20 protein-coding genes are annotated in these 24,774 nt (G+C 63.9%); 19 read left to right on the plus strand and 1 reads right to left on the minus strand.

What is annotated here, in order from left to right:
- Positions 1 to 5 precede the first annotated feature (5 nt).
- Complete coding sequence (locus NKI35_RS19695; protein WP_352741283.1) at positions 6 to 1,121, minus strand: cystathionine gamma-lyase; 1,116 nt, start codon at positions 1,119 to 1,121, stop codon at positions 6 to 8.
- Positions 1,122 to 1,523: 402 nt separating this feature from the next.
- Between NKI35_RS19695 and mraZ the strand changes: the two genes are divergently transcribed.
- The 19 genes from mraZ to recN all read left to right on the plus strand — a co-directional run bounded on the left by mraZ (position 1,524) and on the right by recN (position 24,672).
- On the plus strand, positions 1,524 to 1,997 hold the full coding sequence (gene mraZ, locus NKI35_RS19700; RefSeq protein WP_023682144.1) for a division/cell wall cluster transcriptional repressor MraZ: 474 nt from the start codon (positions 1,524 to 1,526) through the stop codon (positions 1,995 to 1,997).
- Positions 1,994 to 3,010 (plus strand): 16S rRNA (cytosine(1402)-N(4))-methyltransferase RsmH, encoded by a 1,017-nt coding sequence (rsmH, locus tag NKI35_RS19705; RefSeq protein ID WP_023733076.1) that lies wholly within the window; start codon positions 1,994 to 1,996, stop codon positions 3,008 to 3,010. Before mraZ ends, rsmH begins: the two co-directional genes overlap by 4 nt.
- Positions 3,011 to 3,014: 4 nt before the next feature.
- Positions 3,015 to 3,407: a cell division protein FtsL gene (gene ftsL, locus NKI35_RS19710; RefSeq protein WP_023682142.1), complete on the plus strand. Its 393-nt coding sequence runs from the start codon at positions 3,015 to 3,017 to the stop codon at positions 3,405 to 3,407.
- 14 nt (positions 3,408 to 3,421) lie between these two features.
- Positions 3,422 to 5,146 carry a peptidoglycan D,D-transpeptidase FtsI family protein gene (locus NKI35_RS19715; RefSeq protein ID WP_023682141.1) on the plus strand — a complete coding sequence of 575 codons (1,725 nt, stop codon included), beginning with the start codon at positions 3,422 to 3,424 and terminating at the stop codon, positions 5,144 to 5,146.
- A gap of 54 nt (positions 5,147 to 5,200) precedes the next feature.
- Positions 5,201 to 6,655 carry a UDP-N-acetylmuramoyl-L-alanyl-D-glutamate--2,6-diaminopimelate ligase gene (locus NKI35_RS19720; protein WP_023733075.1) on the plus strand — a complete coding sequence of 485 codons (1,455 nt, stop codon included), beginning with the start codon at positions 5,201 to 5,203 and terminating at the stop codon, positions 6,653 to 6,655.
- Positions 6,652 to 8,085 (plus strand): UDP-N-acetylmuramoylalanyl-D-glutamyl-2,6-diaminopimelate--D-alanyl-D-alanine ligase, encoded by a 1,434-nt coding sequence (locus tag NKI35_RS19725; protein ID WP_023749903.1) that lies wholly within the window; start codon positions 6,652 to 6,654, stop codon positions 8,083 to 8,085. The genes NKI35_RS19720 and NKI35_RS19725 overlap by 4 nt, the downstream gene beginning before the upstream one ends.
- A gap of 18 nt (positions 8,086 to 8,103) precedes the next feature.
- Complete coding sequence (gene mraY, locus NKI35_RS19730) at positions 8,104 to 9,186, plus strand: phospho-N-acetylmuramoyl-pentapeptide-transferase (RefSeq protein ID WP_023668273.1); 1,083 nt, start codon at positions 8,104 to 8,106, stop codon at positions 9,184 to 9,186.
- Between the two features lie 8 nt (positions 9,187 to 9,194).
- On the plus strand, positions 9,195 to 10,595 hold the full coding sequence (murD, locus tag NKI35_RS19735; RefSeq protein WP_023682137.1) for a UDP-N-acetylmuramoyl-L-alanine--D-glutamate ligase: 1,401 nt from the start codon (positions 9,195 to 9,197) through the stop codon (positions 10,593 to 10,595).
- Positions 10,595 to 11,746, plus strand: coding sequence for a putative lipid II flippase FtsW (gene ftsW / locus NKI35_RS19740; RefSeq protein ID WP_023668275.1), 1,152 nt, complete (start codon positions 10,595 to 10,597; stop codon positions 11,744 to 11,746). The genes murD and ftsW overlap by 1 nt, the downstream gene beginning before the upstream one ends.
- 1 nt (position 11,747) lies before the next feature.
- Positions 11,748 to 12,872 (plus strand): undecaprenyldiphospho-muramoylpentapeptide beta-N-acetylglucosaminyltransferase, encoded by a 1,125-nt coding sequence (gene murG / locus NKI35_RS19745; protein ID WP_023688031.1) that lies wholly within the window; start codon positions 11,748 to 11,750, stop codon positions 12,870 to 12,872.
- Positions 12,872 to 14,278, plus strand: coding sequence for a UDP-N-acetylmuramate--L-alanine ligase (gene murC, locus NKI35_RS19750; RefSeq protein ID WP_023668277.1), 1,407 nt, complete (start codon positions 12,872 to 12,874; stop codon positions 14,276 to 14,278). Before murG ends, murC begins: the two co-directional genes overlap by 1 nt.
- Positions 14,275 to 15,240, plus strand: coding sequence for a UDP-N-acetylmuramate dehydrogenase (gene murB, locus NKI35_RS19755; protein WP_352741284.1), 966 nt, complete (start codon positions 14,275 to 14,277; stop codon positions 15,238 to 15,240). The genes murC and murB overlap by 4 nt, the downstream gene beginning before the upstream one ends.
- 302 nt (positions 15,241 to 15,542) lie before the next feature.
- On the plus strand, positions 15,543 to 16,469 hold the full coding sequence (locus NKI35_RS19760; RefSeq protein WP_023668279.1) for a D-alanine--D-alanine ligase: 927 nt from the start codon (positions 15,543 to 15,545) through the stop codon (positions 16,467 to 16,469).
- Positions 16,457 to 17,398: a cell division protein FtsQ/DivIB gene (locus NKI35_RS19765; protein WP_352741285.1), complete on the plus strand. Its 942-nt coding sequence runs from the start codon at positions 16,457 to 16,459 to the stop codon at positions 17,396 to 17,398. The genes NKI35_RS19760 and NKI35_RS19765 overlap by 13 nt, the downstream gene beginning before the upstream one ends.
- On the plus strand, positions 17,395 to 18,702 hold the full coding sequence (gene ftsA, locus NKI35_RS19770; RefSeq protein ID WP_023688034.1) for a cell division protein FtsA: 1,308 nt from the start codon (positions 17,395 to 17,397) through the stop codon (positions 18,700 to 18,702). The genes NKI35_RS19765 and ftsA overlap by 4 nt, the downstream gene beginning before the upstream one ends.
- Positions 18,703 to 18,768: 66 nt before the next feature.
- Positions 18,769 to 20,427 (plus strand): cell division protein FtsZ, encoded by a 1,659-nt coding sequence (ftsZ, locus tag NKI35_RS19775; protein WP_023705548.1) that lies wholly within the window; start codon positions 18,769 to 18,771, stop codon positions 20,425 to 20,427.
- 271 nt (positions 20,428 to 20,698) lie between these two features.
- Positions 20,699 to 21,646 (plus strand): UDP-3-O-acyl-N-acetylglucosamine deacetylase, encoded by a 948-nt coding sequence (gene lpxC, locus NKI35_RS19780; RefSeq protein WP_352741286.1) that lies wholly within the window; start codon positions 20,699 to 20,701, stop codon positions 21,644 to 21,646.
- 263 nt (positions 21,647 to 21,909) lie between these two features.
- Positions 21,910 to 22,779 (plus strand): outer membrane protein assembly factor BamD, encoded by an 870-nt coding sequence (locus NKI35_RS19785; RefSeq protein ID WP_023668284.1) that lies wholly within the window; start codon positions 21,910 to 21,912, stop codon positions 22,777 to 22,779.
- A 219-nt stretch (positions 22,780 to 22,998) separates the two neighbouring features.
- Entirely contained in the window at positions 22,999 to 24,672 is a 1,674-nt protein-coding gene (gene recN, locus NKI35_RS19790; RefSeq protein WP_352741287.1) for a DNA repair protein RecN, read from the plus strand.
- Positions 24,673 to 24,774 lie beyond the last annotated feature (102 nt).

Genomic DNA, 24,774 nt, shown 5'->3' on the forward strand with positions numbered 1-24,774 from the left:
CCAGCTCAGATGCCGATCTTGTCCAGCGATGCCTCGATCGCCTGCCAGAGTTCTTCCACCGGCTCGCAGCCCACCGACAGGCGCACGAAGCCGGGCGGAACCGAATCTCCTCGCTTGGCCCGCCGCTCGGCGGAGGTGTGGACACCCCCGAACGACGTTGCCGCCTGCATCAGCGTGCAGTTGTTGATGAAATCCTCGGCCTTTTCCTGGGAGAGGAGTTCGAAGGACATGAGGAAGCCGAAGCGCTCCATCTGCGCCCGGGCGAGGTTGTGCGACGGGTCGCCCTCCAGCCCGGGGTAGCGCAAGCCGCTAACGGCGCGATGGTTTTTCAGGCGCTTCGCGATCACCTCGGCAGAAGAACACATGCGGTCGAAGCGTACCTCCAGCGTCTCCAGGCCGCGATGCACCAGCCAAGCCTCGAACGGGCCGGGAATGCCGCCCGCGGTCTCGCGCCAGCCGGTGACGCCCGCGATGATGTCTGGATTGCGGCTGGCGACATGGCCGAACAGCACGTCGGAATGCCCGTTGGCCGCCTTGGTGTCGGCAGCAACGACGATGTCGGCGCCGAGATCGAGCGGGCGCTGGCCGAACGGCGTCATCGTGGTGTTGTCGACGACGACGATCGCGCCCGCTTGGTGCGCGGCCTCGGCGACCGCTGTGATGTCGCAAATGTCCAATCGCGGATTTGACGGGGTTTCAACGTAGACAAGGCGGTAGCCGTCGAAGCCGCCGTCGAGGAATGTAGCTGTCGGCCGCAGATCATAGGCGACGCCGAAGGGCTTGAGGAAACGTTCGGCCAGCGCGCGTGTGGCATGGTAGCCGTCCGAAGGCAAAAGCACGCGGTCGCCGGATTTCAACAGGCCGAAAAACACCGCCGAGATTGCCGCCATTCCTGAGGGGAAGCCGACGCATGGCGCGTCTTCGAGATGCGCCAGCATGTGCTCGACTGCATCCCAGGTGGCGTTGCTGTAACGGCCGTACTGGCTGTAGCCGGCGCCGTCGCCCGGGTTGTGGAAAATAGCGGCCATGGTCAGCGGCAATGGGATGGGGTCGCCTTTGGCAAGTCCGTCGCGACGCAGATGGGCAAGGGAGGCCGCGCGGGACCTGGCTGTTTCGGACATGGATTTCTGACCTTGTTGCTCAGCGAAAAGACTGACGACGCTATTCGCGGCAGTGATGCGCGGCAAGCCGCTTCCGCTTGGGCCAGCCCGCTCTAAACGGTTCGTTAGGCTTAATGGGAGATAAAGACGGGAGTGTTGTCAGAGCTGCTCTCACCGGTTGTGGCGCGCGCGTATGTGAAGCCTGTTCCCGTTGACGCCCATAGTGCCCCATGATATCCCATCTCGATACCAAAGCCTTCGTTCCGCGTCAGGGTAAAGCGTACGCCAATCGGGCAGCCGCGGCGGCTGTTCGTTTGCGGCGTTTTGCCGCTGGGAGCGAAGCGGATTTTCGGCAGGGGACGCGCTTCGGCGCGGACGAAAACATGGAGAGGGGTGCGGCGGCGGAAGCGGCTGCAGCGTGTCATGGACCGGTTTCTGTCAAGCGCGGTGAACAGGATCGATGCGAAGGGGCGGGTCTCCGTTCCGGCGCATTTCCGCGCGGTCGTGCAGAAGCGCGGCTATTCGGAACTCTATGCGCTGCGCGGCCTGGACGTGCCTGCGATGGATGTCGGCGGGCTCGATCTGCTCGACCGCTACGAGCAGCGCATCGCGCTGGAAGACCCTTTTTTGCAGACGGCGGACGATATGTCGTTCTTCTGCCATGGCGACGGGACGTTCCTGAAGCTCGATCAGGATGGCCGCATCACGATGAGCGATTTCATCCGCGAGCATACGGGCATCACGAGCGAAGTGGCCTTTGTCGGCCGTGGCAATTTCTTTCAAGTTTGGGAGCCTGGACGGCTGGCCGCCTATGGGGCGCAGGCGCGCGCTCGGCTTTTGCAGCTTCGGCAGGGGACGAAGGCTCACGAGGCCAAGGCTGGGGAGCGGCCGGAATGATGGCGGATCACGGCGATGATCTCAGCGCCGTTGGCGGACCGGTCCGCCACATTCCGGTCCTCCTCGCCGAAGTGCTGGAGGCGCTCTCACCCAAAGCCGGCGATGTGATCGTCGACGGCACGTTTGGCGCCGGCGGCTACACCAAGGCGATCTTGGCGAGCGGCGCCTCGGTGGTGGCGATCGATCGCGATCCCGATGCGATTGCCGCCGGGCGCGGCCTGGAACAGCAATCCGGCGGCAGGCTAAGGCTGGTGCAGGCGCCATTTTCGACGCTGGACGAGCAGGTCGAAAGCGCCGACGGCGTTGTCCTCGACATCGGCATTTCCTCCATGCAGGTCGACCAGCCCGAGCGCGGCTTTTCGTTCCGCACCGACGGCCCGCTCGACATGCGCATGGCGCAGGCGGGCTTGAGTGCTGCCGACGTCGTCAATTCGTTCAAGATAGGCGACCTTGCCCGCATCTTCGGCTTCCTCGGCGAAGAGCGGAATGCCGGCCGCATTGCCCGCATGATCGAGTCACGCCGCGAAAAACGTCCGTTCGAGCGCACGCTCGATCTCGCCGACGCCATCGAAACGCATATCGGCCGCGCGCCGAAGGACAAGATTCATCCGGCCACCCGCGTCTTCCAGGCGCTGCGCATTTTCGTCAATGACGAGCTGGGCGAATTGGCCAAAGCCCTAATGGCATCCGAGCGGGTATTGAAGCCCGGCGGGCGGCTTGCTGTGGTGACGTTCCATTCGCTGGAAGACCGCATCGTCAAGCGGTTCATCGCCGACCGCGCCGACGTCGCCACCGGCTCACGTCATTTGCCCGAGGCGCATGCGCGCACCGCGACCTTCCGCAAGGCCGGTGGCGGCGTGACGGCAGGCGATGCGGAGGTCGCTGCCAATCCGCGGGCGCGCTCGGCCAGGCTGCGCGCCGCCATCCGCACCGAGGCGCCGGCGCGCGCCGGGGATCTCACCATTTTCGGCCTTCCAAAACTTCCCGGCATCCAGGCGCCGCGAGAGAGGTGAATACGTGTTTCGAACCAGCGACATAGTCCTGATCGCCGTCATGGTCTCGGCCGCGGCTCTGACCTACAAGGCCAAGCGCGAGGCCGAGGAACAGCTGGCTTCGGTGCAGAAGATCGAGGCGCAGATCCGCTATGAGGAGGACACGATCGACCTGCTCAAGGCCGACTGGAGCCTGCTGACCCAGCCGTCGCGCCTGCAGAAGCTGGCTGAAATCTACAAATCGCAGCTCGCACTCGAGCCGGTCAATGCGCGGCAGATCGTCGGGCTCGACGACCTGCCGGCAAAACCGCTCAACATCGAGGACCTGTCGTCGCAGCGGCTTGGCGGCATGGCCGACAATTCCGGCAAAGGACCAGCCGACAAGGATCCCGTGGTGACCGGAGCCATCGTCCAATGATCGCTGGATTTCCAATGCGCGCCAAACTTCCGTCGGTCGGCAAATTGCTGAAGCGCCGCGCACGGACCGGCGAGGACGGCTCCATCGTGGTCGAAGGCGCGCGCAAGGCGACCGGCGGCAAGGCCAAGACCCGCATCGTGATGACGATGGCGGTGTTCTTCGGCATTTATTCGACCATCGCCGGGCGGCTGGTCTATCTCGGTTTCCAGTCCCCCGACATGTCGAATGGGCCGCAAAGCCGGGTGACGGCGTCGCGTCCCGACATCGTCGACCGCAACGGCGAGGTGCTGGCGACCGACATCAAGACGGCATCGCTGTTTGCCGAGCCGCGCCGCATCGTCGATGCCGACGAGGCGATCGAAAAGCTGTCGACCATTCTGCCAGATATCGACCCCGAGCAGACCTATCACAAGCTGAAGAGCGGCGCCGGCTTCGTCTGGCTGCAGCGGCAGCTGACGCCCAAGCAGCAGGCCGACATCATGCAGCTCGGCATTCCCGGAATCGGCTTTCGCACCGAAAAGCGCCGCTTCTATCCGGCCGGCGTGACCTCGTCCTACATTGTCGGCCTCACCAACATCGACAATCAGGGCATCTCCGGCATGGAGAAATACATTGACGAGCAGGGCCTGAGCGACCTGCAGGCCTCAGGCCTTGCGATCGCCAAGGATCTGAAGCCGGTTCAGCTGTCGATCGACCTGCGCGTCCAGCATGTGGTGCGCGACGAGATTGCCGCCGGCCTCGAGCGCTATCGCGCCATGGGCGCCGGCGCCGTCGTGCTCAACATCAAGACCGGCGAAGTGGTGGCGATGGCCTCGGTGCCGGATTTCGATCCGAACAATCCCTTCAATGCGCAGGACAAGGATCGGCTGAACCGCATGTCGGCCGGCCTCTACGAGATGGGCTCGACCTTCAAGAGCTTTACCTCGGCCATGGCGCTCGATTCCGGCAAGGCGAATATGAACAGCCGTTTCGACGCCTCGCATCCGATCCGGGTCGGCCATCAGGCCATCCACGATTTCCATGGCAAGAACCGCGTGCTGTCATTGCCGGAGGTGTTCCTTTACTCCTCCAATATCGGATCGGCCCGTGAGGCCGAAATGGTCGGCATCGAGGGGCACCGCGAATTCCTGCATCGCCTTGGCCTTCTGGACAGGATGCAGACCGAACTGCCTGAGGTCGCGCGCCCGACCGAACCGAAGGTCTGGAAACAGGTCAACTCCTTCACCATCGCCTTCGGCCATGGTGTGTCGACGACGCCGCTGCAGGCCGCCGTCGGCTGCGCGGCGCTGATGCAGGGCTATTTGATCCCGCCGACTTTCCTGGTCCGCAGCGAGCAGGATGCCATGGCGGTGGCCAAGAGAGTGGTCAGCGAAAAGACTGTGGAGGGCATGCGCTACCTCTACACGCTCAATGCCGAGAAAGGCTCGGCCAGAAACGCCAGGGCCCCCGGCTACCGCGTTGGCGGCAAGACCGGAACCGCCGAGAAGGTGATCAATGGCCGCTACTCGAAGGAACTGAATTTCAACACCTTCGTCGCCGCCTTCCCGATGGACGATCCGCAGTATCTGGTGTTTACGATCGCTGACGCTCCGCACCCGGAAAAGCCCGGAATGACCGACGTCGCCGCCAACAATGCGGGTGTCATGGCCGGAAACATCATCAGGCGGGCAGCCGCCATGCTTGGCGTGAAGCCAGATTTCAGCCATGAAAATGGCGCAACGCTGGTTTCCTATCAGTGATTCTTAGGGCGCGCCGGCAACTGCGCGCCATTTTGTTGAGATAAACGGGGTTCGATGCACCTGAGAGATTTAGCCGGTATCCTGCCTGTCGAGGGAACATCTTCCCGCGATGTGGAGGTAACCGGGATTTCGTCGGATTCCCGCACGGTCAAGACCGGCGTGGTCTTTTTCGCGCTCGCCGGCAGCAAGGCGGATGGTTCGGCCTATGCCGCCGATGCGGCAAAGCGCGGCGCAGCGGCGGTTGTCGTTGGCAACGCCAGCGCCGTTTCCGGCCTGTCCGTCCCGGTGCTCAGCGTCGACGACCCACGCCTGGCGCTGGCGCTGAGCGCGGCACGTTTCTTCGGCAGCCAGCCGGAGACCATGGTTGCGGTTACCGGCACCGCAGGCAAGACCTCGGTCGCCGCCTTCACCAGGCAGATCTGGGAGCAGGCCGGCTTTGCCGCCGCGTCCATTGGCACCACCGGCGTGGTGGCGCCGGGCCGCAACGACTACGGTTCGTTGACCACACCCGATCCAGTGGCTTTGCACCAGTTGCTCAAGGAATTGGCGGAGGCCGGCGTCACCCACGCCTCGATGGAGGCTTCCAGCCATGGTCTCGACCAGCGCCGCCTTGATGGCGTCAAGCTCGCCGCGGGCGGTTTCACCAATCTCGGCCGCGACCATATGGACTATCATCCGACGGTCGAGGACTACCATCGCGCCAAATTGCGCCTGTTCGACACGCTGCTGCCGAAAGGCGCGCCAGCGGTCATCTTTGCCGACGATCCGTGGTCGGCGCCGACCATCCAGGCTGCGCAGGCCGCCGGGCTCAAGGTGCTGACGGTCGGCCGCCATGGCGATTTCCTGCGCCTGAAGCGGGTCGAGCACGAGCGCCACCGCCAGCGCGCCGAGGTCGAAGCCGACGGCGTGCTCTACGAGATCGACCTGCCGCTCGCAGGTGACTTCCAGATCGCCAATGCCCTGGTTTCGGCCGGGCTGGCCATTTCCACTGGAACGCCGGTCGCCAAAGCTTTGATGGCATTAGAGAAACTTCAGGGGGCACCGGGACGGCTCGACCTTGTCGGCGCCACCGCCAATGGCGCGCCCGTCTATGTCGACTATGCCCACAAGCCGGATGCGCTGGAAAATGTACTGGCCGCCGTGCGCCCATTCACCACCGGCCGCGTCATCGTCGTGTTCGGCTGCGGCGGCGACCGCGACCGGGGCAAGCGGCCGATCATGGGCGGAATCGCCACGCGGCTCGCCGATGTCGTCATCGTCACCGACGACAATCCGCGCTCGGAAGTGCCGGAAACGATCCGTGCCGCGATCCTGGCAGCCGCACCCGGCGCCATTGAAATCGGCGACCGCCGCAAGGCGATCCACGAAGCGGTCGCCATGCTGAAAGCGGGCGATACGCTGATCGTTGCAGGCAAGGGCCATGAAGAGGGCCAGACCATCGGCGCCGAGACTTTTCCGTTCTCCGACCACGAAGAAGTCCGGTCGGCGCTGCGGGAGCGGGCCGCATGAGCGTGCTCTGGACTTCCGAGGCGCTGGTCGACGCCATGGGCGGTCGGCCGCTCGGGCCGATGCCGGAGGGAATTTCGGGGATCTCGATCGACAGCCGCAGCCTGCAGCCGGGCGACGCCTTCTTCGCCATCAAGGGCGAGGCGATGGACGGCCATGACTTCGCGACCGCGGCGATCAAGGCCGGCGCCGGCGTTCTGGTCGTCGCCGAGGGCAAATTGCCGTCGCTTGGGCGGCTGACGGCGCCGATGATCGTCGTGCAGGATGTGCTGGCAGCACTGGAGAAACTCGGTGTTGCCGCCCGCGCCCGTTCCAGCGCAAAAATCATCGCGGTGACCGGATCGGCCGGCAAGACCACCACCAAGGAGGCGCTGCGTCATGTGCTGTCGGCCGTCGGCACGGTGCATGCTTCGGCGCAGTCCTTCAACAATCATTGGGGCGTGCCGCTGACGCTGGCGCGCATGCCCGGCGATTGCGACTATGCGGTGTTCGAGATCGGCATGAACCATCCCGGCGAGATCCGGCCGTTGGTCAAGATGGTCCGGCCACATGTGGCCATCGTCACGATGATCGCCGCCGCGCATCTCGGCTTCTTTAGAAATCTCGACGAGATCGCCAAGGCCAAGGCCGAGATTTTTGAAGGCATCGAGCCCGGCGGTGCGGCCTTGCTCAACCGCGACGATGCGCGCTGGAAGCTGCTCGACAAGATGGCGCGGGCCGCCGGCGTCGAACATGTCTTTGGCTTCGGCGAGAATGCACGGTCGACTTACAAGCTGACCAAATGCGAGCTGCATGCCGGTCATTCCGATATCACCGCCAGGATCGGCGGTCAGGATGTCGTTGCCCGGATCGGCGCGCCTGGCCGCCACATGGTGCAGAATGTGCTCGCCGTTCTTGGCGCGGCGCATCTCGTTGAAGCTGACATCACAAAGGTGGCGGAAGCGCTGGCCGATCTCTCTGCGGAGCGTGGCCGTGGCAAGCGCCATGTCCTGCGCCATCCTAAGGGACCGATCACACTGATCGACGAGAGCTACAACGCCAATCCGGCCTCGATGGCTGCTGCCATGGCGCTGCTCAACGCGACGCCTGTCACGGGCGAGGGCCGGCGCATCGCCGTGCTCGGCGACATGCTCGAGCTCGGCGACCATTCGGCCAAGCTGCATGCAGCCCTGGCCGAATTGATCGTCGGGACCGGCACGCACACGGTCTTTCTCGGCGGCCCGGAAATGCGGGCGCTGGCAGACATCCTGCCCGACGAGATCAAAACGGAATACCGCGCCGGCGCCGAGGAATTGAAGCCGCTGTTGTTGTCGACGCTGAAGGCCGGCGACGTTGTGATGATCAAATCGTCGAAAGGCATCGGCTTTTCAAAGCTGGTCGAGGCCTTGCTCGGCAAATATCCGGCGGAAGCCGCAGGCACGAAACAGAACTAGTCCGGGGGACGGAATCGCATGTTTACATTGCTCGTCGATTTTGCGGACAAGGTCTCGGTCTTCAATGTCTTCCGCTACATAACTTTCCGCACCGGCGGTGCGCTGATCACCTCGGCGCTGATCGTCTTCATCTTCGGGCCGACCATCATCAATTCGCTTAGGCTGCGGCAAGGCAAGGGCCAGCCGATCCGCGCCGATGGCCCGCAGACGCATTTCAAGAAGGCCGGCACGCCGACCATGGGCGGGCTGATGATCCTGTGCGGCATCGTCGGCTCGTCGCTTCTATGGGCGAACCTCTCCTCGATCTATGTCTGGGTGGTGCTCTTGGTGACGCTGGGCTTCGGTTCGATCGGCTTTTACGACGACTATCTCAAGGTAACCAAGCAGTCGCATCTCGGCTTTTCCGGCAAGGCGCGGCTGGCGTTGGAATTCGTCATCGCCGGCATCGCCGCCTGGGCGATCATGCATAATGGCCAGGCGCCGTTCTCATCGTCGCTGACTTTCCCCTTCGCCAAGGAATTCATCATCAATCTCGGCTGGTTCTTCGTGCCGTTCTCCTGCTTCGTCATTGTCGGCGCCGGCAATGCGGTGAATTTGACCGATGGCCTCGACGGGCTGGCGATCGTGCCGATCATGATCGCGGCGGCATCCTTCGGCGTTATTGCCTACCTCTCCGGCAATGCGGTGTTCGCCGAATATCTGCAGATTCATTTCGTGCCCGGCACCGGCGAGCTGGCTGTCGTGCTTGGCGCCGTCATCGGCGCCGGCCTAGGCTTCCTCTGGTTCAACGCGCCACCGGCAGCGATCTTCATGGGCGACACCGGTTCGCTGGCCATGGGTGGCCTGATCGGTACGGTCGCGGTCGCCACCAAGCACGAAATCGTGCTGGTCATCGTCGGCGGATTGTTCGTCGTGGAAATCCTGTCGGTCATCATCCAGGTCGGCTACTTCAAGATGACCGGCAAGCGCGTCTTCCTGATGGCGCCTATCCATCATCATTTCGAAAAGCTCGGCTGGACCGAAAGCCAGGTGGTGATCCGCTTCTGGATCATCGCCGTCATCCTGGCGCTGGTGGGCCTGTCGACCCTCAAGCTGAGATAGGAACCCGCTTGATCCCCGCCGCATCCTTTTCGGGCAAACGCGTTTCGCTCTTCGGGCTCGGTGGCTCGGGGATCGCCACGGCGCGCGCGCTGATCGAGGGCGGCGCCGACGTGCTCGCCTGGGACGACAATCCCGATAGCGTCGCCAAGGCTGCTGACCAAGGCATTGCGACCGCCGATCTGCGCGGCGCCGACTGGTCGAAATTCTCGGCCTTCGTGCTCTCACCCGGCGTGCCGCTGACGCATCCCAAGCCGCACTGGACGGTGGAGTTGGCGCGTGGCTCCGGCGTCGAGGTGATCGGCGATATCGAATTGTTCTGCCGCGAGCGGATTGCGCGCGCGCCTGATGCGCCGTTCATCGCTATCACCGGCACCAACGGCAAGTCGACGACCACGGCGCTGACCGCGCATATCCTCAAATCGGCAGGGCGCGACACGCAGATGGGCGGCAATATCGGCCGGGCCATCATGACGCTCGATCCACCGCAGGCTGACCGGGACTATGTCGTCGAGTGTTCGTCCTACCAGATCGATCTCGCGCCCTCGATCAACCCGACGGCCGGCATCCTGCTCAACCTGACGCCCGACCATCTCGACCGCCACGGCACCATGCAGCATTACGCTTCGATCAAGGAGCGGCTGGTTGCCGGCAGCGAGACGGCGATCGTCGGCGTTGACGATTCCTGGTGCGCGCAGATCGCTGACCGGCTGGAGAGGGCGGGCCGGGAGGTGATCCGCATCTCCAAGCGGCTGCCGCTGACCGACGGCTATTTCGCCGACGGCTCTGATCTGATGGAAGCCGTGCATGGCCGCTACAGCCGCGTCGCCTTCCTCGAAGGCATCGGTTCGTTGCGCGGCCAGCACAATGCGCAGAACGCGCTTGCCGCGGTCGCCGCCTGCCTCAAGGTCGGCTTGAGCCTCGGCGAGATCCAGGCAGGACTTGAGAGCTTCCCGGGCCTGGCGCATCGCATGGAGCAGGTCGGACGCAAGGACCACGTGCTGTTCGTCAACGATTCCAAGGCGACCAATGCCGATGCGGCGGCACCGGCGCTGTCGAGTTTTTCGCGCATTTACTGGATCGCCGGCGGACTGCCCAAGGAAGGCGGCATCGAGCCGCTGCGCGGTTTCTTCCCGCGCGTCGCCAAGGCCTATCTGATCGGCGAGGCGGCGCCCGCATTCTCGGCGACGCTCGGCGAAGCCGTGCCCTATGAAATCTCGGGCACCCTGGCCGCCGCGGTCGACCATGCCGCGAAAGACTCGGCCAAGGATGACAACGGCGAGGTGGTGGTACTGCTGTCGCCGGCCTGCGCCAGTTTCGACCAGTTCAAGAATTTCGAAGTTCGCGGCGAAGCCTTCAGGCAAGCTGCGAATGCTATCGAGGGCGTGAAACCCATCGGAGGGGCACGATAATGCAAAGCCGTCTCGACAAAAGCCCGGTTGCAACCTGGTGGTGGACGATCGATCGCTGGTTCCTGGCGGCGTTCCTGTCGCTGATGGGGCTTGGCATCGTCTTGTCCTTTGCGGCAAGCCCGGCGGTGGCCGAACGCATCGGCCTCGACAGTTTCCACTTTGCCACCAGGCAGATCATCTTCACCGTGCCGGCGCTCGGCGTGATGCTGGCAGTGTCCTTCCTGGAATCGCGGCAGATCCGGCGCATGGCGCTGATCATCCTGGGGATCATGCTGGTGCTGATGGTCGCCGTGCTCTATATCGGCGTCGAGGTGAAAGGCGCGCGGCGCTGGGTGTCGTTTGTCGGCATGTCGATCCAGCCGTCGGAATTTCTGAAACCCGCCTTCGTCATCGTCTGCGCCTGGCTGTTCGCCGAACACAAGCGCCAGCCCGACATTCCGGGCAATTTGTTTGCCATGCTGCTGCTGATCCTGGTCATCTCGCTTCTGGTGGCGCAGCCCGATCTCGGCCAGACCATGCTGGTGACCGGCACCTGGGGCGTCATGTTCTTCATGGCCGGCCTGCCCTGGCTATGGATCATCGCGCTTGGCGCCACCGGCGCCGGCGGCCTGTTTGCCGCTTATACGGTGTTCCCGCACGTCGCCGCCCGCATCGACAAATTCCTGACCGGCGAAGGCGACACGTTCCAGGTCGACATGGGCCGCGAGGCGCTGATCAACGGCCACTGGTTCGGCGTCGGGCCGGGCGAGGGCACGGTCAAGCGGGTCATTCCCGACGCGCATGCCGACTTCGTCTTTTCGGTCGCCGGCGAAGAGTTCGGGCTGATCATGTGCTTCTTCATCATGTCGATCTTCGCCTTCATCGTGCTGCGCGGCCTCAGCACGGCGCTGAAGGAACATGATGATTTCACCCGCTACGCCGTCGGCGGTCTCGTCACCGTGTTCGGCCTGCAGTCGGTCATCAACATGTGCGTCAACCTGCAACTGATGCCGGCCAAGGGCATGACGCTGCCTTTCATCTCCTATGGCGGCTCCTCGCAGATCGCCATTGCCATCTCGATGGGCATGGTGCTGGCGCTGACCCGCAAGCGACCGGAAAAGCGCAAGCAGATGGGCTTTGCCCTGTCGCAGCGCGCCCTGCCGGCGGAGTGATATGGCGCGGGGTGTCATCCTTCTCGCGGCGGGCGGAACAGGCGGACATTTGTTTCCGGCCGAGGCGCTGGCGCATGAGCTGATCGAGCGCGGCTGGAGCGTGCATCTGGCGACGGACGACCGCGCCGAGCGCTTTGCCGGCCATTTCCCGGCCGCCGCCATCCATCCGATCCAGTCGGCGACGATGGGCTCGAAAAACCCTGTCGCGCTGCTTGGCGCGTTCTGGAAGATCTGGCGCGGCGTGCGCCAGGCCTCCGCCGTCATCGCCAGGATCAAGCCTGATGCGGTCGTCGGCTTTGGCGGTTATCCGACCTTGCCACCGCTCTATGCCGCGACGCGGCGCAAGCTGCCGACGCTGATCCATGAGCAGAACGCGGTGATGGGCCGCGCCAACCGGGCGCTGTCCGGGCGCGTCGATGCCATTGCCGGCGGCTTCCTGCCGCAAGATGAAAGCGCCACAGGCGCCAAGACGGTGACGACCGGCAATCCGGTCAGGCCGCCAATCCTGGAGGCGGCAAAGACGCCCTATAAGGCATCCCAAGGGGCGGATCCGTTCAGGCTCCTGGTGTTCGGCGGCAGCCAGGGCGCGCAGTTCTTTTCCGATGCCATGCCGGCGGCGATCGCACTTCTGCCGGAGGCGCAGCGCAAGCGGCTGGTGATCACCCAGCAGGCCCGCGCCGACGACGTGGCGCGGGTGAAGGCTGGCTATGCGGCACTCGGCGTCCATGTCGAGGTCTCGCCCTTCTTCACCGATATGGCACAGCGCATGGGCGCGGCGCATCTGGTGATCTCGCGCTCCGGCGCCTCGACGGTTTCGGAGATCGCCGTCATCGGCCGGCCGGCGCTGCTGGTGCCTTATCCCTATGCGCTGGATCACGATCAGGCGGCGAACGCAGCCGCCCTTGCCGCGGCGGGCGGCGGCGAGGTGCATCCGCAATCGTCACTGTCGCCGGAGCGCATCGCGGCTCTCATTGGCGGGCTGATGGACACTCCCGAGCGGCTGACGGCCATGGCTGCCGGAGCGAAGTCGGCTGGCCGGCCGAACGCGGCACGGTTGCTCGCTGATCTCACAGAGGCTATTGCGTCCAGAAAAACCGTTTCGGATTTCAGGAAAGGGACGCATTGATGAAGATGCCGCAGACCATCGGCCTTGTGCATTTCATCGGCATTGGCGGGATCGGCATGAGCGGCATCGCCGAGGTTCTGCACAATCTCGGCTACAAGGTGCAGGGTTCGGACCAGGCCGACAGCGCCAATGTCCAGCGGCTGCGCGACAAGGGCATCGAATGCTTTGTCGGCCACAAGGCCGAGAATATCGGCGCGGCCGAAGTGGTGGTCGTCTCCACCGCGATCAAGAAATCCAATCCCGAGCTGAAGGCCGCGCGGGAGAAGTTGCTCCCAATTGTCCGCCGGGCCGAGATGCTGGCCGAACTGATGCGCTTCCGCCAGGCGGTCGCGATCGGTGGCACGCATGGCAAGACCACAACCACGTCGATGGTGGCGACGCTGCTCGATGCCGGCGGGCTCGACCCGACGGTGATCAATGGCGGCATCATCAATGCCTATGGCACCAATGCCCGTATGGGCGATGGCGAGTGGATGGTGGTCGAAGCCGACGAAAGCGACGGCACCTTCCTCAAGCTGCCGGCCGAGATCGCCGTCGTCACCAACATCGATCCCGAGCATCTGGACCATTATGGCAGTTTCGACAAGGTGCGCGAGGCCTTCCGGCAATTCGTCGAGAACGTGCCGTTCTACGGCTTTGGCGTGATGTGCACCGACCATCCCGAGGTGCAGGCGTTGGTCAGCCGCATCGAGGACCGCCGCGTCATCACCTATGGCGAGAACGCGCAGGCCGATGTGCGTTTCACCAACCACCGCATGGCCGGTGCCGTCTCGGCATTCGACGTGGTGATCCGCGACCGCAAGACCGGCGGCCAGACGACGATATCTGATCTGCGGCTGCCGATGCCCGGCCGCCACAACGTCTCCAACGCCACCGCCGCAATCGCGGTCGCGCATGAACTCGGCCTGTCGGCCGAAGCGATCAAGAAAGGGCTGTCGTCCTTTGCCGGCGTCAAGCGGCGCTTCACCCACACCGGCTCGTGGAACGGCGTCGACATCTTCGACGATTACGGCCACCACCCGGTCGAGATCACGGCGGTGTTGAAGGCGGCGCGCAGTGCCACCAAGGGCCGCGTCATCGCCATTGCGCAGCCGCACCGCTTCACCCGGCTGCACGATCTGTTCGACGAATTTTCGGTCTGTTTCAACGATGCCGACACGGTGATGGTGGCGCCGGTCTATGCGGCGGGCGAGGAGCCGATCGACGGCGTGACCTCGGAGGCGCTGGTGTCGCGCATCCGCTCCGGGGGCCATCGCGATGCGCGCTACGTCGAAACCCCTGCCGCGATTTCGCCCGTCATCCGCGCGTTGGCGAAACCGGGCGACTTCGTCATCTTCCTGGGCGCCGGCAACATCACCCAATGGGCCTATGCGCTGCCTGGGGAACTCGGCGGTACCGTCTCATGATGCGCGGCCAGGACCTGCTCGACAAACTTGGCGACCGGCTTGTCGGCCTGCGCGGCCGCATCACGCCCAATGCCGAGATGGACAAGATCACCTGGTTCCGCGCCGGCGGTCTGGCGGACGCCCTGTTCCAGCCGACCGACGAGGAGGATCTGGCTGCCTTCCTGCGCGCCGTGCCGGAGGACATCCCGCTCACCATCGTCGGTGTCGGCTCCAACCTTCTGGTGCGCGACGGCGGTATTCCGGGTTTCGTCATCAGGCTTTCGGCCAAGGGCTTTGGCGAGGCCGAGGTCATATCGCCGACCGGCATCAAAGCGGGTGCTGCGACGCCCGACAAGCGCGTTGCTGCCGTCGCCTACGAGGCCGGCATTGGCGGCTTTCATTTCTATCACGGCATTCCCGGCGCCATCGGCGGGGCGCTGCGGATGAATGCAGGCGCCAATGGCGTCGAGACGCGCGAGCGCGTCGTGGAAGTGCGCGCACTCGATCGCAAGGGCAATCTCCACACGCTCAGCAATGAAGACATGGGCTATGCCTATCGTCACTCGGCCGCACCTGCCGGGCTGATCTTCACCTCCGCCATTTTCGAAGGCGTTTTGGAAGACCAGGCGGCGATCAAGGCGGCCATGGACGCCGTCCAGACGCATCGCGAGACGGTGCAGCCGATCCGCGAGAAGACCGGCGGCTCGACCTTCAAGAATCCGGAAGGCACCTCGGCCTGGAAGGAAATCGACAAGGCTGGCTGCCGCGGGCTGATGATCGGCGGCGCGCAGATGTCGCCGATGCACTGCAACTTCATGATCAACACCGGAACAGCGACCGGATACGATCTCGAATATCTCGGCGAGACGGTGCGCGCCCGCGTGCTTGAAAATTCAGGCATCCGCCTGCAGTGGGAAATCAAGCGGCTCGGCAATTTCCGCCCCGGCCATGCCGTGCAGGAATTCCTCGGACAGCTTCTTTAGCGCAAGCTGAAGTTCATGTGATGCTTGAACTTCAAACGGTCTGAAACAACAGCGCCACCGTTGCTCCAAAGACTCACAACACGCTTTTTCCGGCCGTTTTCGCGGAAAGTGAATCTGTCGGAATCATAAGCACTTGCCAGCGAATCAACTCTCTGATTCTCTGCCTTAAAGCGTTTTCTGATTTGAGTCGTTCGACGCGTCGACCGCGTTTTCCGTCTGGGGGGCAACCTGCCGGGAGACTCGGACTCAATCTGATCGCTGAATGCGTGGTTGCGGGCCCGCCGTGAGAGGGATGACGGGATATGAAGAACAAGCATGTGGCTGTCCTCCTGGGCGGATTCTCGTCCGAGCGGCCCGTGTCCCTGTCTTCGGGAAAGGCGTGTGCGGATGCGCTTGAGAATGAAGGCTACCAGGTTACCCGCGTCGATGTTGCGCGCGATGTCGGCGCTGTGCTCACCGAACTCAAGCCCGATGTCGTCTTCAACGCACTGCACGGCCCGTTCGGTGAAGACGGCACCATCCAGGGCATCCTCGAATATCTGGCCATTCCCTACACCCATTCGGGCGTGCTCGCCTCGGCGCTCGCCATGAACAAGGAGCAAGCCAAGAAGGTCGCCAAGGCTGCCGGCATCGCGGTGGCGGAATCGAAGGTTGCCAGCCGCTTTGCCATCCAGAACAAGCATCCGATGAAGCCGCCCTACGTGGTCAAGCCGGTCAATGAAGGCTCAAGCTTCGGCGTCGTCATCGTGCATGAAGGGCAGTCGCATCCGCCGCAGGTCATCGGCTCGTCCGAATGGAAATATGGCGAGACCGTCATGGTCGAGCGCTACATCCATGGGCGCGAGCTGACCTGCGCCGTCATGGGCGACGTGGCGCTCGGCGTCTGCGAGATCATTCCGACCGGCCATTCCTTCTACGACTATGATTCAAAATACGTCGCCGGCGGATCAAAACACGAAATCCCTGCTAAAATTTCATCAAATATTTACCAAAAAATACAGACACTGGCGCTCAAGGCACATCTGGCTATCGGCTGCCGGGGCGTTTCCCGATCGGACTTCCGCTATGACGACCGTCACTCCGAAAACGGCGAGATTGTCTGGCTCGAGATCAACACTCAGCCGGGCATGACGCCGACGTCTTTGGTGCCTGAAATCGCCGCCCAGGCCGGGCACTCGTTTGGCGAATTGTTGAGTTGGATGGTGGAGGACGCTTCGTGTCTGCGTTGAAATGGGGACAGGACAAGGGCAGGGGCGGCGCCGGGCCGGCGCCGTTCGGCATGCCGTTGTCGTTCGACCATTTCGTGCTGCCGCGCGTGCTGCGCCGGCCGGTGCGCGTGCTGGCGCGCCTGGGCGGCGGCGACTTCGTCGCGCCGCGCTTTTCCGCGGCTATCCTGTCGGCTTCGCTCATTGCATCGAGCAGCCTCTATGGCGCCATTCTCGGCGGCCATGCCGACGACATCGTCCAGAGCATCACCGCCCGGACCGGCTTTGCCGTCGACCAGATCAAGGTGGTCGGCAACCGCCAGACTTCGGAGATCGACATACTGGACCGGCTCGAGCTCGACGGCTGGACGTCACTGATCGGCTTCGATGCTGAGGCCGCGCGTGAACGTATTGATACCTTGCCCTGGGTCGAAGTGGCGGCGGTGCGCAAGGTCTATCCACATACGCTGGAAGTGCGTGTCGAGGAGCGCGAGCCATTCGCGCTCTGGCAGCAGGGCGCGGAGCTTTCGGTCATCGAACGCTCCGGCGCGGTGATCGCGCCGTTCTCCGGCGGCAAGCAGGCGCTGCTGCCGCTGATCATCGGCACCGGCGCACCGGCCAAGGCGCCCGACTTCGTGGCCAAGATCAAGAAATTTCCCGAGCTCGCGGCTCGGGTCAAAGGCTATATCCGCATCGGCGAACGGCGTTGGGACCTGAAGCTGGAAAACGGCATCACGATCAAGCTGCCCGAGGATGGCGAGGATCAGGCGATTGCCGACCTGGTTCGGATGGACCACGATAACGGCCTTCTGACGCGCGATATCGCCGCCGTCGACATGCGCATCTCCGATCGCCTGGTGGTGCAGCTGACGCCGGAAGCGGCGACGCAGCGCCAGGCCGCGCTCAATGAAAAGCCGCAAAATCTGAAGCGCAAGTCGGGGACGAAGATATGAGCTGGCTTGGCGGCAACAGCGATGCCTCTTCGCGGCGTTCCGGCACGCTCACCGTGCTGGATGTCGGCTCAAGCAAGGTTTGCTGCGTGGTGGCGAAACTGAAGCCGCGCGAGGACGGCAAGCTGTTGCGCGGCCGCTCGCACCGCATCCAGGTGATCGGCATCGGCCACCAGAAATCGCAAGGCGTGAAGTCGGGCGTGGTCGTCGATCTCGACCGCGCGGAGCACGCCATTCGCCTGTCCGTCGACGCAGCCGAACGCATGGCGGGACTGACCGTGGATTCGCTGATCGTCAACATGACGGCCGGCCGGCTGAAGAGCGAAACCTATTCGGCCACCATCAATCTCGGTGGCCATCAGGCCGACGAAGCCGACATCAAGCGCGTGCTTGCCGCCGGCGCCAAGCAGGCACTCAAGGCCGAACGCGACGTGATCCATTCGCTGCCCGTCGGCTTTTCGCTGGACGCTGAGCGCGGCGTGCGCGATCCGCGCGGCATGGTCGGCGACCAGCTCGGCGTCGACATGCATGTGCTGACGGGCGATGCCGCACCGCTGCGCAATCTGGAGCTCTGCATCAACCGCTCGCATCTGTCGGTCGAGCGCATGGTGGCGACGCCCTATGCCAGCGGGCTTGCGGCCCTGGTCGACGACGAACTGGAAATGGGTGCTGCCTGCATCGACATGGGCGGCGGCACGACGACCATCTCGGTGTTTTCGGAAGGCAAGTTCGTCCATGCCGATGCCATTGCCATCGGTGGCAATCATGTGACGCTCGATATGGCCAAGGGCCTGTCGACCTCGCTCGACGCCGCGGAGCGGCTGAAGGTGATGCATGGTTCGGCGCTGCCCGGCAGTGCCGACGATCGCGACCTGGTCTCGATCCAGCCGATCGGCGAAGACGGCGAGATGCCGCTGCAGATCCCGCGCTCGGTGATGACGCGCGTCATCCGCGCCCGCATCGACGAGACGCTGGAACTGTTGCGCGACCGGCTGAACAAGTCGGGCTACGGCAATGCCGTGGGAAAACGCGTCGTGCTGACCGGCGGCGCCAGCCAGCTTGCGGGTCTCCCCGAGGCGGCGCGCCGCATTCTGGGACGCAATGTGCGCATCGGACGCCCGCTCGGCGTGGCGGGCCTGCCGGAAGCTGCCAAGGGGCCGGCTTTCTCGACGGCGGTCGGGCTGCTGATCTATCCGCAGATGGCGAGCTTCGAGAGCCATCCGGCGAAAGGAATTTCCGGTCTCAGGATGACCGGGACGGGCGGAAAACTGCATCGCATGAGTCAGTGGTTGAGAGACAGTTTCTAATTGACGGGGACAGCCCCATAGGCGGCCGCGGCGGCGAAGCGGCGGGAAAGGCAAAGGACGGAGACAATGACGATCAATCTGCAAAAGCCGGACATCACCGAGCTCAAGCCGCGGATCACCGTATTCGGTGTCGGCGGCGGCGGCGGCAATGCCGTCAACAACATGATCACCGCGGGCTTGCGCGGTGTCGAGTTCGTCGTGGCCAACACCGATGCACAGGCGCTGACCATGTCGAAGGCCGAGCGGCTGATCCAGCTCGGCGCGCATGTCACCGAGGGGCTCGGCGCCGGCTCGCAGCCTGAAGTGGGCCGTGCGGCGGCGGAAGAGTGCATCGATGAGATCATCGACCATCTCTCCAACACCCATATGTGCTTCGTCACCGCCGGTATGGGTGGCGGCACCGGAACCGGTGCGGCTCCCGTGGTTGCCCGCGCGGCGCGCGAACGGGGTATCCTCACCGTCGGCGTCGTCACCAAGCCGTTCCATTTCGAAGGCCAGCGCCGCATGAAGACGGCGGATCTCGGCATCGAGGAGCTGCAGAAATGTGTCGATACCCTGATCGTCATCCCCAACCAGAACCTGTTCCGGCTGGCCAATGACAAGACCACCTTTGCCGACGCCTTCGCCATGGCCGACCAGGTGCTCTACTCCGGTGTTGCCTGCATCACCGACCTGATGGTCAAGGAAGGCCTGATCAATCTCGACTTCGCAGACGTGCGTTCGGTGATGCGCGAAATGGGCAAGGCGATGATGGGCACCGGCGAAGCTTCGGGCGAGGGCCGCGCGATGGCCGCCGCCGAGGCGGCGATCGCCAATCCGTTGCTCGACGAGACCTCGATGAGGGGCGCCAAGGGCCTGCTGATCTCGATCACCGGCGGCCGCGACCTGACCCTGTTCGAAGTCGACGAGGCCGCGACCCGCATCCGCGAGGAAGTCGACCAGGACGCCAACATCATCCTCGGCGCCACCTTCGACGAGGAACTCGAAGGCGTCATCCGTGTCTCGGTGGTCGCCACCGGCATCGACAAATCGGCAGCTGAAATTGCCGCGGCGCCGATCTCGATCCGGGCCGTGCCGCCGCAGCAGAAGCCGGTCAGCCGCCCAGCGGCTCCGGGGGCGGAAGGCCGTCCGGCACCGGTCCAGCAGCAGACCTATGAGCAGCGCGCGGCCGATCCGGTGGCCGAGGCGATCCAGCTTGCCGAGGCCAATGCGGCGGCAATGGCTCGTCCGGCGCCGATGGCCCAGGCGGAAGACTTCCGCCCGCAGAGCAAGATCTTCCAGGCCCCGCCTGCCCAGCCACAGCCTGTCGTGCAGCAGGTGATGCAACCGGCGCCGATGCGGGAAATGCCGCAGCCGGTGGCTGCCGCACCGCAGCGCATGCCGCGGGTGGAGGATTTTCCGCCTGTGGTGCGGGCCGAGGTGGAAGCCAAGGGCCGTCCGGCCGACCATGAAAACAGCGGGCCGATGGGGCTGCTCAAGCGGCTGACCAACGGACTGACGCGCCGCGAAGAAGAGCCGGCCCGGTTGCAGCCGGCACAGCCGCGCGAACCGAAGCTGCGCCAGGCGGCGCCGGAAATGCGCCGCCTTGCCAGCCAGGATCCGCAGCTTTACGCGCCGCGCCGCGGCCAGCTCGACGATCAGGGCCGGTTGACGCCGCAGACCAGGTCGACCCAGGAAGACGACCAGCTGGAGATACCGGCTTTCCTGCGCCGCCAGGCCAACTGAGCCGTTAACGGTATGTAACACTTGTTAACAGGCAGACGAGAGATTGTCTGCCTGTTAACGTTCAAAATGGTTTAATAACAAGGCGTTACGATGTGACGCTCAAGGTCTGTCGCGGTTACACAGAGTAAGAAACCGTGATTTGGAGTCTCCCTGACGGACCATTATCTTTGCCGCAGCACTTTCGGTGTGCTGGGATTCGGGGAAGTGGCCCTGCCTGCCGATAAAAAAGAGCCGCGCCTTTTGGGTTAAAGCGGACTTAGGCGTTTGGGCTATGGGGTTTGTCTTGCAAGACTATCAGACGACACTGAAATCGCGTGCAACGCTGACCGGTACCGGCGTTCACAGCGGCAAACCGGTCACCGTCAATTTCCTCCCTGCGGACGCCGACACCGGCGTGCTCTTCCACCTTTCGAACGGAAGCGAGAGCCGCGAGTTCCGCGCGCTGGTTGCTGAAGTCGGCGCGACCGATCTCTGCACCATGCTCGGCGATCCGGCAGGCGAGCATATCGCCACGGTCGAACATCTGATGGCGACGCTTTTCGGGCTCGGCATCGACAACATCGTCATCGAGATCGACGGTCATGAGGTTCCGATCCTCGATGGCAGTGCGGTGGCGTTCGTGGAAGCCATCGACCAAGCCGGCATCGAGACGCTGGCGGTCAAGCGCCGCTACATCAGGGTGGTCAAGCCCGTCCGCATCGAGAATGGCGCGTCCTGGGCCGAGTTCAGGCCCTATAGCGGCACGCGCTTCGAGGTCGAGATCGATTTCGAAAGCCCGGCGATCGGCCGCCAGCTATTCGCCTCCGACATCAACCCCGACATCTTTCGCCAGGATGTCGCGCGCGCCCGCACCTTCGGCTTCATGAAGGATGTCGAGCGGCTGTGGGCGGCCGGCTATGCGCTGGGCTCCTCGCTGGAGAACTCGCTGGTGATCGGCGACGACAACCGGGTGATCAACATGGGCGGCCTGCGCTACCCCAATGAGTTCGCTCGCCACAAGACGATGGACGCGATGGGCGATCTGGCGCTGGCCGGCGCCCGTTTCATCGGTTGCTTCCGCTCCTATCGCGGCGGTCACCGGATGAATGCGGCTGCTTTGCGGCGGCTTCTGTCCGACCGTTCGGCCTTCGAGGTCGTCGAGACCACGCGCCGCGAGCGCGGCCGCACCGCCGAGATGAGCGCCGTCACCGGGCCTGTCTTTGCGCCCTGGGTGATCTGATTCTTAACGATTTTCTGGCTTTCTGAACGCTGGCCGGTGTTGCACGAAAGCATCACCGGCCAGTGAAAGTGCGTAGCATTCGGGGCAACACCAAGCCGCCACAAAAATGTGCGATTGGCTAGACATAGCGTTGCTGGGCAAGGCAGTTATGGTTTATGGCTGCTGCCGTCTGTTAGGCGCATGTCGCTCAAAAGTGGGGATCAGTTTTGAGGGAACGCCATGCGAAAGGCATTGAACTAACGCCGAAAGGGCGCAATCCAATCATGTTCTTCAAGCGAGTTGGTCAATCGAAAGCGCCGTATCGGGCTGTTTTCCTGGCGCTTTCGGTGGTTGTGCCATCGCTCTTCCTCTCGGCCTGCATGTCGTCCGAGAAAGACGTCGACCTGTCGACCTATGTCGACCAGACCGAACCGGCCGACGTCCTTTACAATCAAGGCCTTGCCAATCTCAATGCCGGCCGCCTGGATGAGGCGAGCAAGAAGTTCGACGCCGTCGACCGCCAGCACCCCTATTCGGAATTCGCCCGCAAATCGATGGTGATGGGCGCCTTCGCCGACTATCGCGCCGGCCGTTATGACGAAGCGATCGGCTCGGCCAAGCGCTATCTCACGCTCTATCCGTCGACCGACGACGCGGCTTACGCCCAGTATATTATCGGGCTGAGCTACTACAAGCAGATCAAGGACGTCACCCAGGATCAGAAGGAAGCACGCCAGACCGTGCAGACGATGCAGGATCTGGTGACGCGCTGGCCGACGTCGGAATATGTCGACGACGCCAAGGAAAAGATCCGTTTCGCCAACGACCAGCTGGCCGGCAAAGAGATGCAGATCGGCCGCTATTATCTCGAGCGGCGCGAATACATTGCTGCCGTCAAGCGCTTCCGCAACGTGGTCGAGAACTATTCCAACACCCGCCATGTCGAAGAGGCGCTGGCGCGTCTGGCCGAAAGCTACTACGCGATGGGCTTGACCTCGGAAGCGCAAACCGCCGCTGCGGTGCTCGGCACCAATTATCCCGACAGCCAATGGTACAAGGATACCTACAAGCTGTTGCAGAGCAACGGGCTTGAGCCGCGCGAGAATGCCGGATCGTGGATATCGAAGGCCGGCAAGCTGATCACCGGCGCCTGACGCCCGAGCATCGACTGAGGCGGAACGCGCTTTTCGGATTGATCCGACGCTCAAACAAAAAGATAGTGCGGCGTTGCGACTCCATCGGTCGCAAGCCGCTTCACCAGCGGTTCAGTGGTTTAATTGAGGCGCTGAACCGTCCTAACTTTTTGTTGTACGCAATTCCGGACGGAAAACCGCTACGCACTTTTCCTGGAATTGCTTGAGGTCCGGGTTCTGATGCTTTCCAGACTGTCGATCCGCGATATCGTCCTGATCGAGAAGCTGGATATCGACTTCCAGCCCGGCCTTTCCGTGCTGACCGGTGAAACCGGCGCCGGCAAGTCCATTCTGCTCGACGCGCTGTCGCTGGCGCTTGGCGCGCGCGGCGACGCCTCGCTGGTGCGCCACGGTGCTGCCCAGGGCCAGGTAATTGCCGTCTTCGATGTGCCGCGCAACCACCCGGTGCGCGCGCTGCTGGCCGAAAACGCCATCGAGGATGACGGCGACATCATCCTGCGCCGGCTGCAGACCGCGGATGGCCGCACCCGTGTCTTCGTCAACGACCAGCCGTCCAGCGTCACCCTGATGCGCGACATCGGCCACGCGCTGGTCGAGATCCACGGCCAGCATGACGAGCGCGCGTTGGTCGATCCGGGCGCGCATCGCGAATTGCTGGACAGTTTTGGCGGCCATCTGGGCGCTGCCCGCGCGACCGGCGAGGCGTGGCGCTACTGGCGTGGCGCCGAGCAGGAGTTGGTCAGGCACCGCGCCAAGGTCGAGGCGGCGGCGCGCGAGGCCGATTATCTCAGGGCCTCGGTGGCGGAACTGGCAAAGCTCGATCCGCAGCCCGGCGAAGAGACGCAGCTGGCGGAATTGCGTGCAACGATGATGCGGGCGGAAAAGATCGCCTCGGAAATACACGACGCACAGGATGTGCTGTCAGGCCCGTCCTCGCCGCTGCCGCAACTGGCCAGCCTGTTGAGGCGCCTGCAGCGCAAGGCCAGCGAAGCGCCGGGACTGCTCGAGGATGTGGTGAAGTCGCTGGACGAGGCGATGCTGTCGCTGGATGCGGCGCAATCGGGCGTCGAGGCGGCACTGCGCGCTACTGAATACGACCCGCAGCGGCTGGAGAAGGCGGAGGAGCGGCTGTTTTCGCTGCGTGCGGCCTCACGTAAGCACAGTGTGGCCGTCGACGATCTGGCGCTACTGCGCGACACCATGTCCGCCGATCTCGCCGATCTTGATGCCGGCGAGGGGCGCCTGCATGTCCTGGAAAAGCAGGCCTCAGCGGCGCGCGAAGCCTACGATATTTCCGCAGCCCAGCTCTCCGCCCTTCGCCATGCGGCCGCGGTCGGCCTGACCAAGGCTGTGATGGCCGAATTGCCGGCGCTGAAGCTGGAACGGGCTGAGTTCATCGTCGAACTGGCCAGCGATGGCGAGAACCGCATGGAAGAAGGCATCGACCAGGTCGAGTTCTGGGTGCGCACCAATCCCGGCACCAGGCCTGGGCCGATGATGAAGGTCGCCTCCGGCGGCGAGCTGTCGCGCTTCCTGCTGGCGCTCAAGGTGGCGCTGGCCGACCGTGGCTCGGCGCCGACATTGGTCTTCGACGAGATCGACACCGGCGTCGGCGGCGCCGTGGCCGATGCGATCGGCCAAAGGCTGGCCAGGCTGTCGAAGCGCGTGCAGGTGCTGTCGGTCACGCATGCTCCGCAAGTGGCGGCACGCGCGGCAACGCATTTCCTGATCTCCAAATCCGGCGGCTCGGACAAGGTCGCCACCGGCATCGCCGAAATGGACCGGGCGGCGCGCCAGGAAGAGATCGCGCGCATGTTGGCCGGCGCTACCATCACCGACGAGGCGCGCGCAGCCGCGGAACGGCTGCTGCGCGAGAATATTGCTGCAGCGTAGTCGTCGCAAGGCTTTCGGACTGAGTCAGGATATGGCTCCATCCCGCTGTTCAGGAATGCTTTTTCCGAAATCCTGATTTATGGTGTCGCGCCACTGTCCAGG

Source organism: Mesorhizobium sp. M0676 (assembly GCF_040320535.1).
In the GTDB taxonomy this organism is placed as follows: domain Bacteria; phylum Pseudomonadota; class Alphaproteobacteria; order Rhizobiales; family Rhizobiaceae; genus Mesorhizobium.

Bases quoted from the DNA above. Each gene is read 5' to 3' on its own strand.
- NKI35_RS19695 (WP_352741283.1), bottom strand. From the start codon at position 1,121: ATGTCCGAAACAGCCAGGTCCCGCGCGGCCTCCCTTGCCCATCTGCGT.
- mraZ (WP_023682144.1), top strand. From the start codon at position 1,524: ATGGACCGGTTTCTGTCAAGCGCGGTGAACAGGATCGATGCGAAGGGG.
- rsmH (WP_023733076.1), top strand. From the start codon at position 1,994: ATGATGGCGGATCACGGCGATGATCTCAGCGCCGTTGGCGGACCGGTC.
- NKI35_RS19715 (WP_023682141.1), top strand. From the start codon at position 3,422: ATGCGCGCCAAACTTCCGTCGGTCGGCAAATTGCTGAAGCGCCGCGCA.
- NKI35_RS19720 (WP_023733075.1), top strand. From the start codon at position 5,201: ATGCACCTGAGAGATTTAGCCGGTATCCTGCCTGTCGAGGGAACATCT.
- NKI35_RS19725 (WP_023749903.1), top strand. From the start codon at position 6,652: ATGAGCGTGCTCTGGACTTCCGAGGCGCTGGTCGACGCCATGGGCGGT.
- mraY (WP_023668273.1), top strand. From the start codon at position 8,104: ATGTTTACATTGCTCGTCGATTTTGCGGACAAGGTCTCGGTCTTCAAT.
- ftsW (WP_023668275.1), top strand. From the start codon at position 10,595: ATGCAAAGCCGTCTCGACAAAAGCCCGGTTGCAACCTGGTGGTGGACG.
- murG (WP_023688031.1), top strand. From the start codon at position 11,748: ATGGCGCGGGGTGTCATCCTTCTCGCGGCGGGCGGAACAGGCGGACAT.
- murC (WP_023668277.1), top strand. From the start codon at position 12,872: ATGAAGATGCCGCAGACCATCGGCCTTGTGCATTTCATCGGCATTGGC.
- murB (WP_352741284.1), top strand. From the start codon at position 14,275: ATGATGCGCGGCCAGGACCTGCTCGACAAACTTGGCGACCGGCTTGTC.
- NKI35_RS19760 (WP_023668279.1), top strand. From the start codon at position 15,543: ATGAAGAACAAGCATGTGGCTGTCCTCCTGGGCGGATTCTCGTCCGAG.
- ftsA (WP_023688034.1), top strand. From the start codon at position 17,395: ATGAGCTGGCTTGGCGGCAACAGCGATGCCTCTTCGCGGCGTTCCGGC.
- ftsZ (WP_023705548.1), top strand. From the start codon at position 18,769: ATGACGATCAATCTGCAAAAGCCGGACATCACCGAGCTCAAGCCGCGG.
- lpxC (WP_352741286.1), top strand. From the start codon at position 20,699: ATGGGGTTTGTCTTGCAAGACTATCAGACGACACTGAAATCGCGTGCA.
- NKI35_RS19785 (WP_023668284.1), top strand. From the start codon at position 21,910: ATGTTCTTCAAGCGAGTTGGTCAATCGAAAGCGCCGTATCGGGCTGTT.
- recN (WP_352741287.1), top strand. From the start codon at position 22,999: ATGCTTTCCAGACTGTCGATCCGCGATATCGTCCTGATCGAGAAGCTG.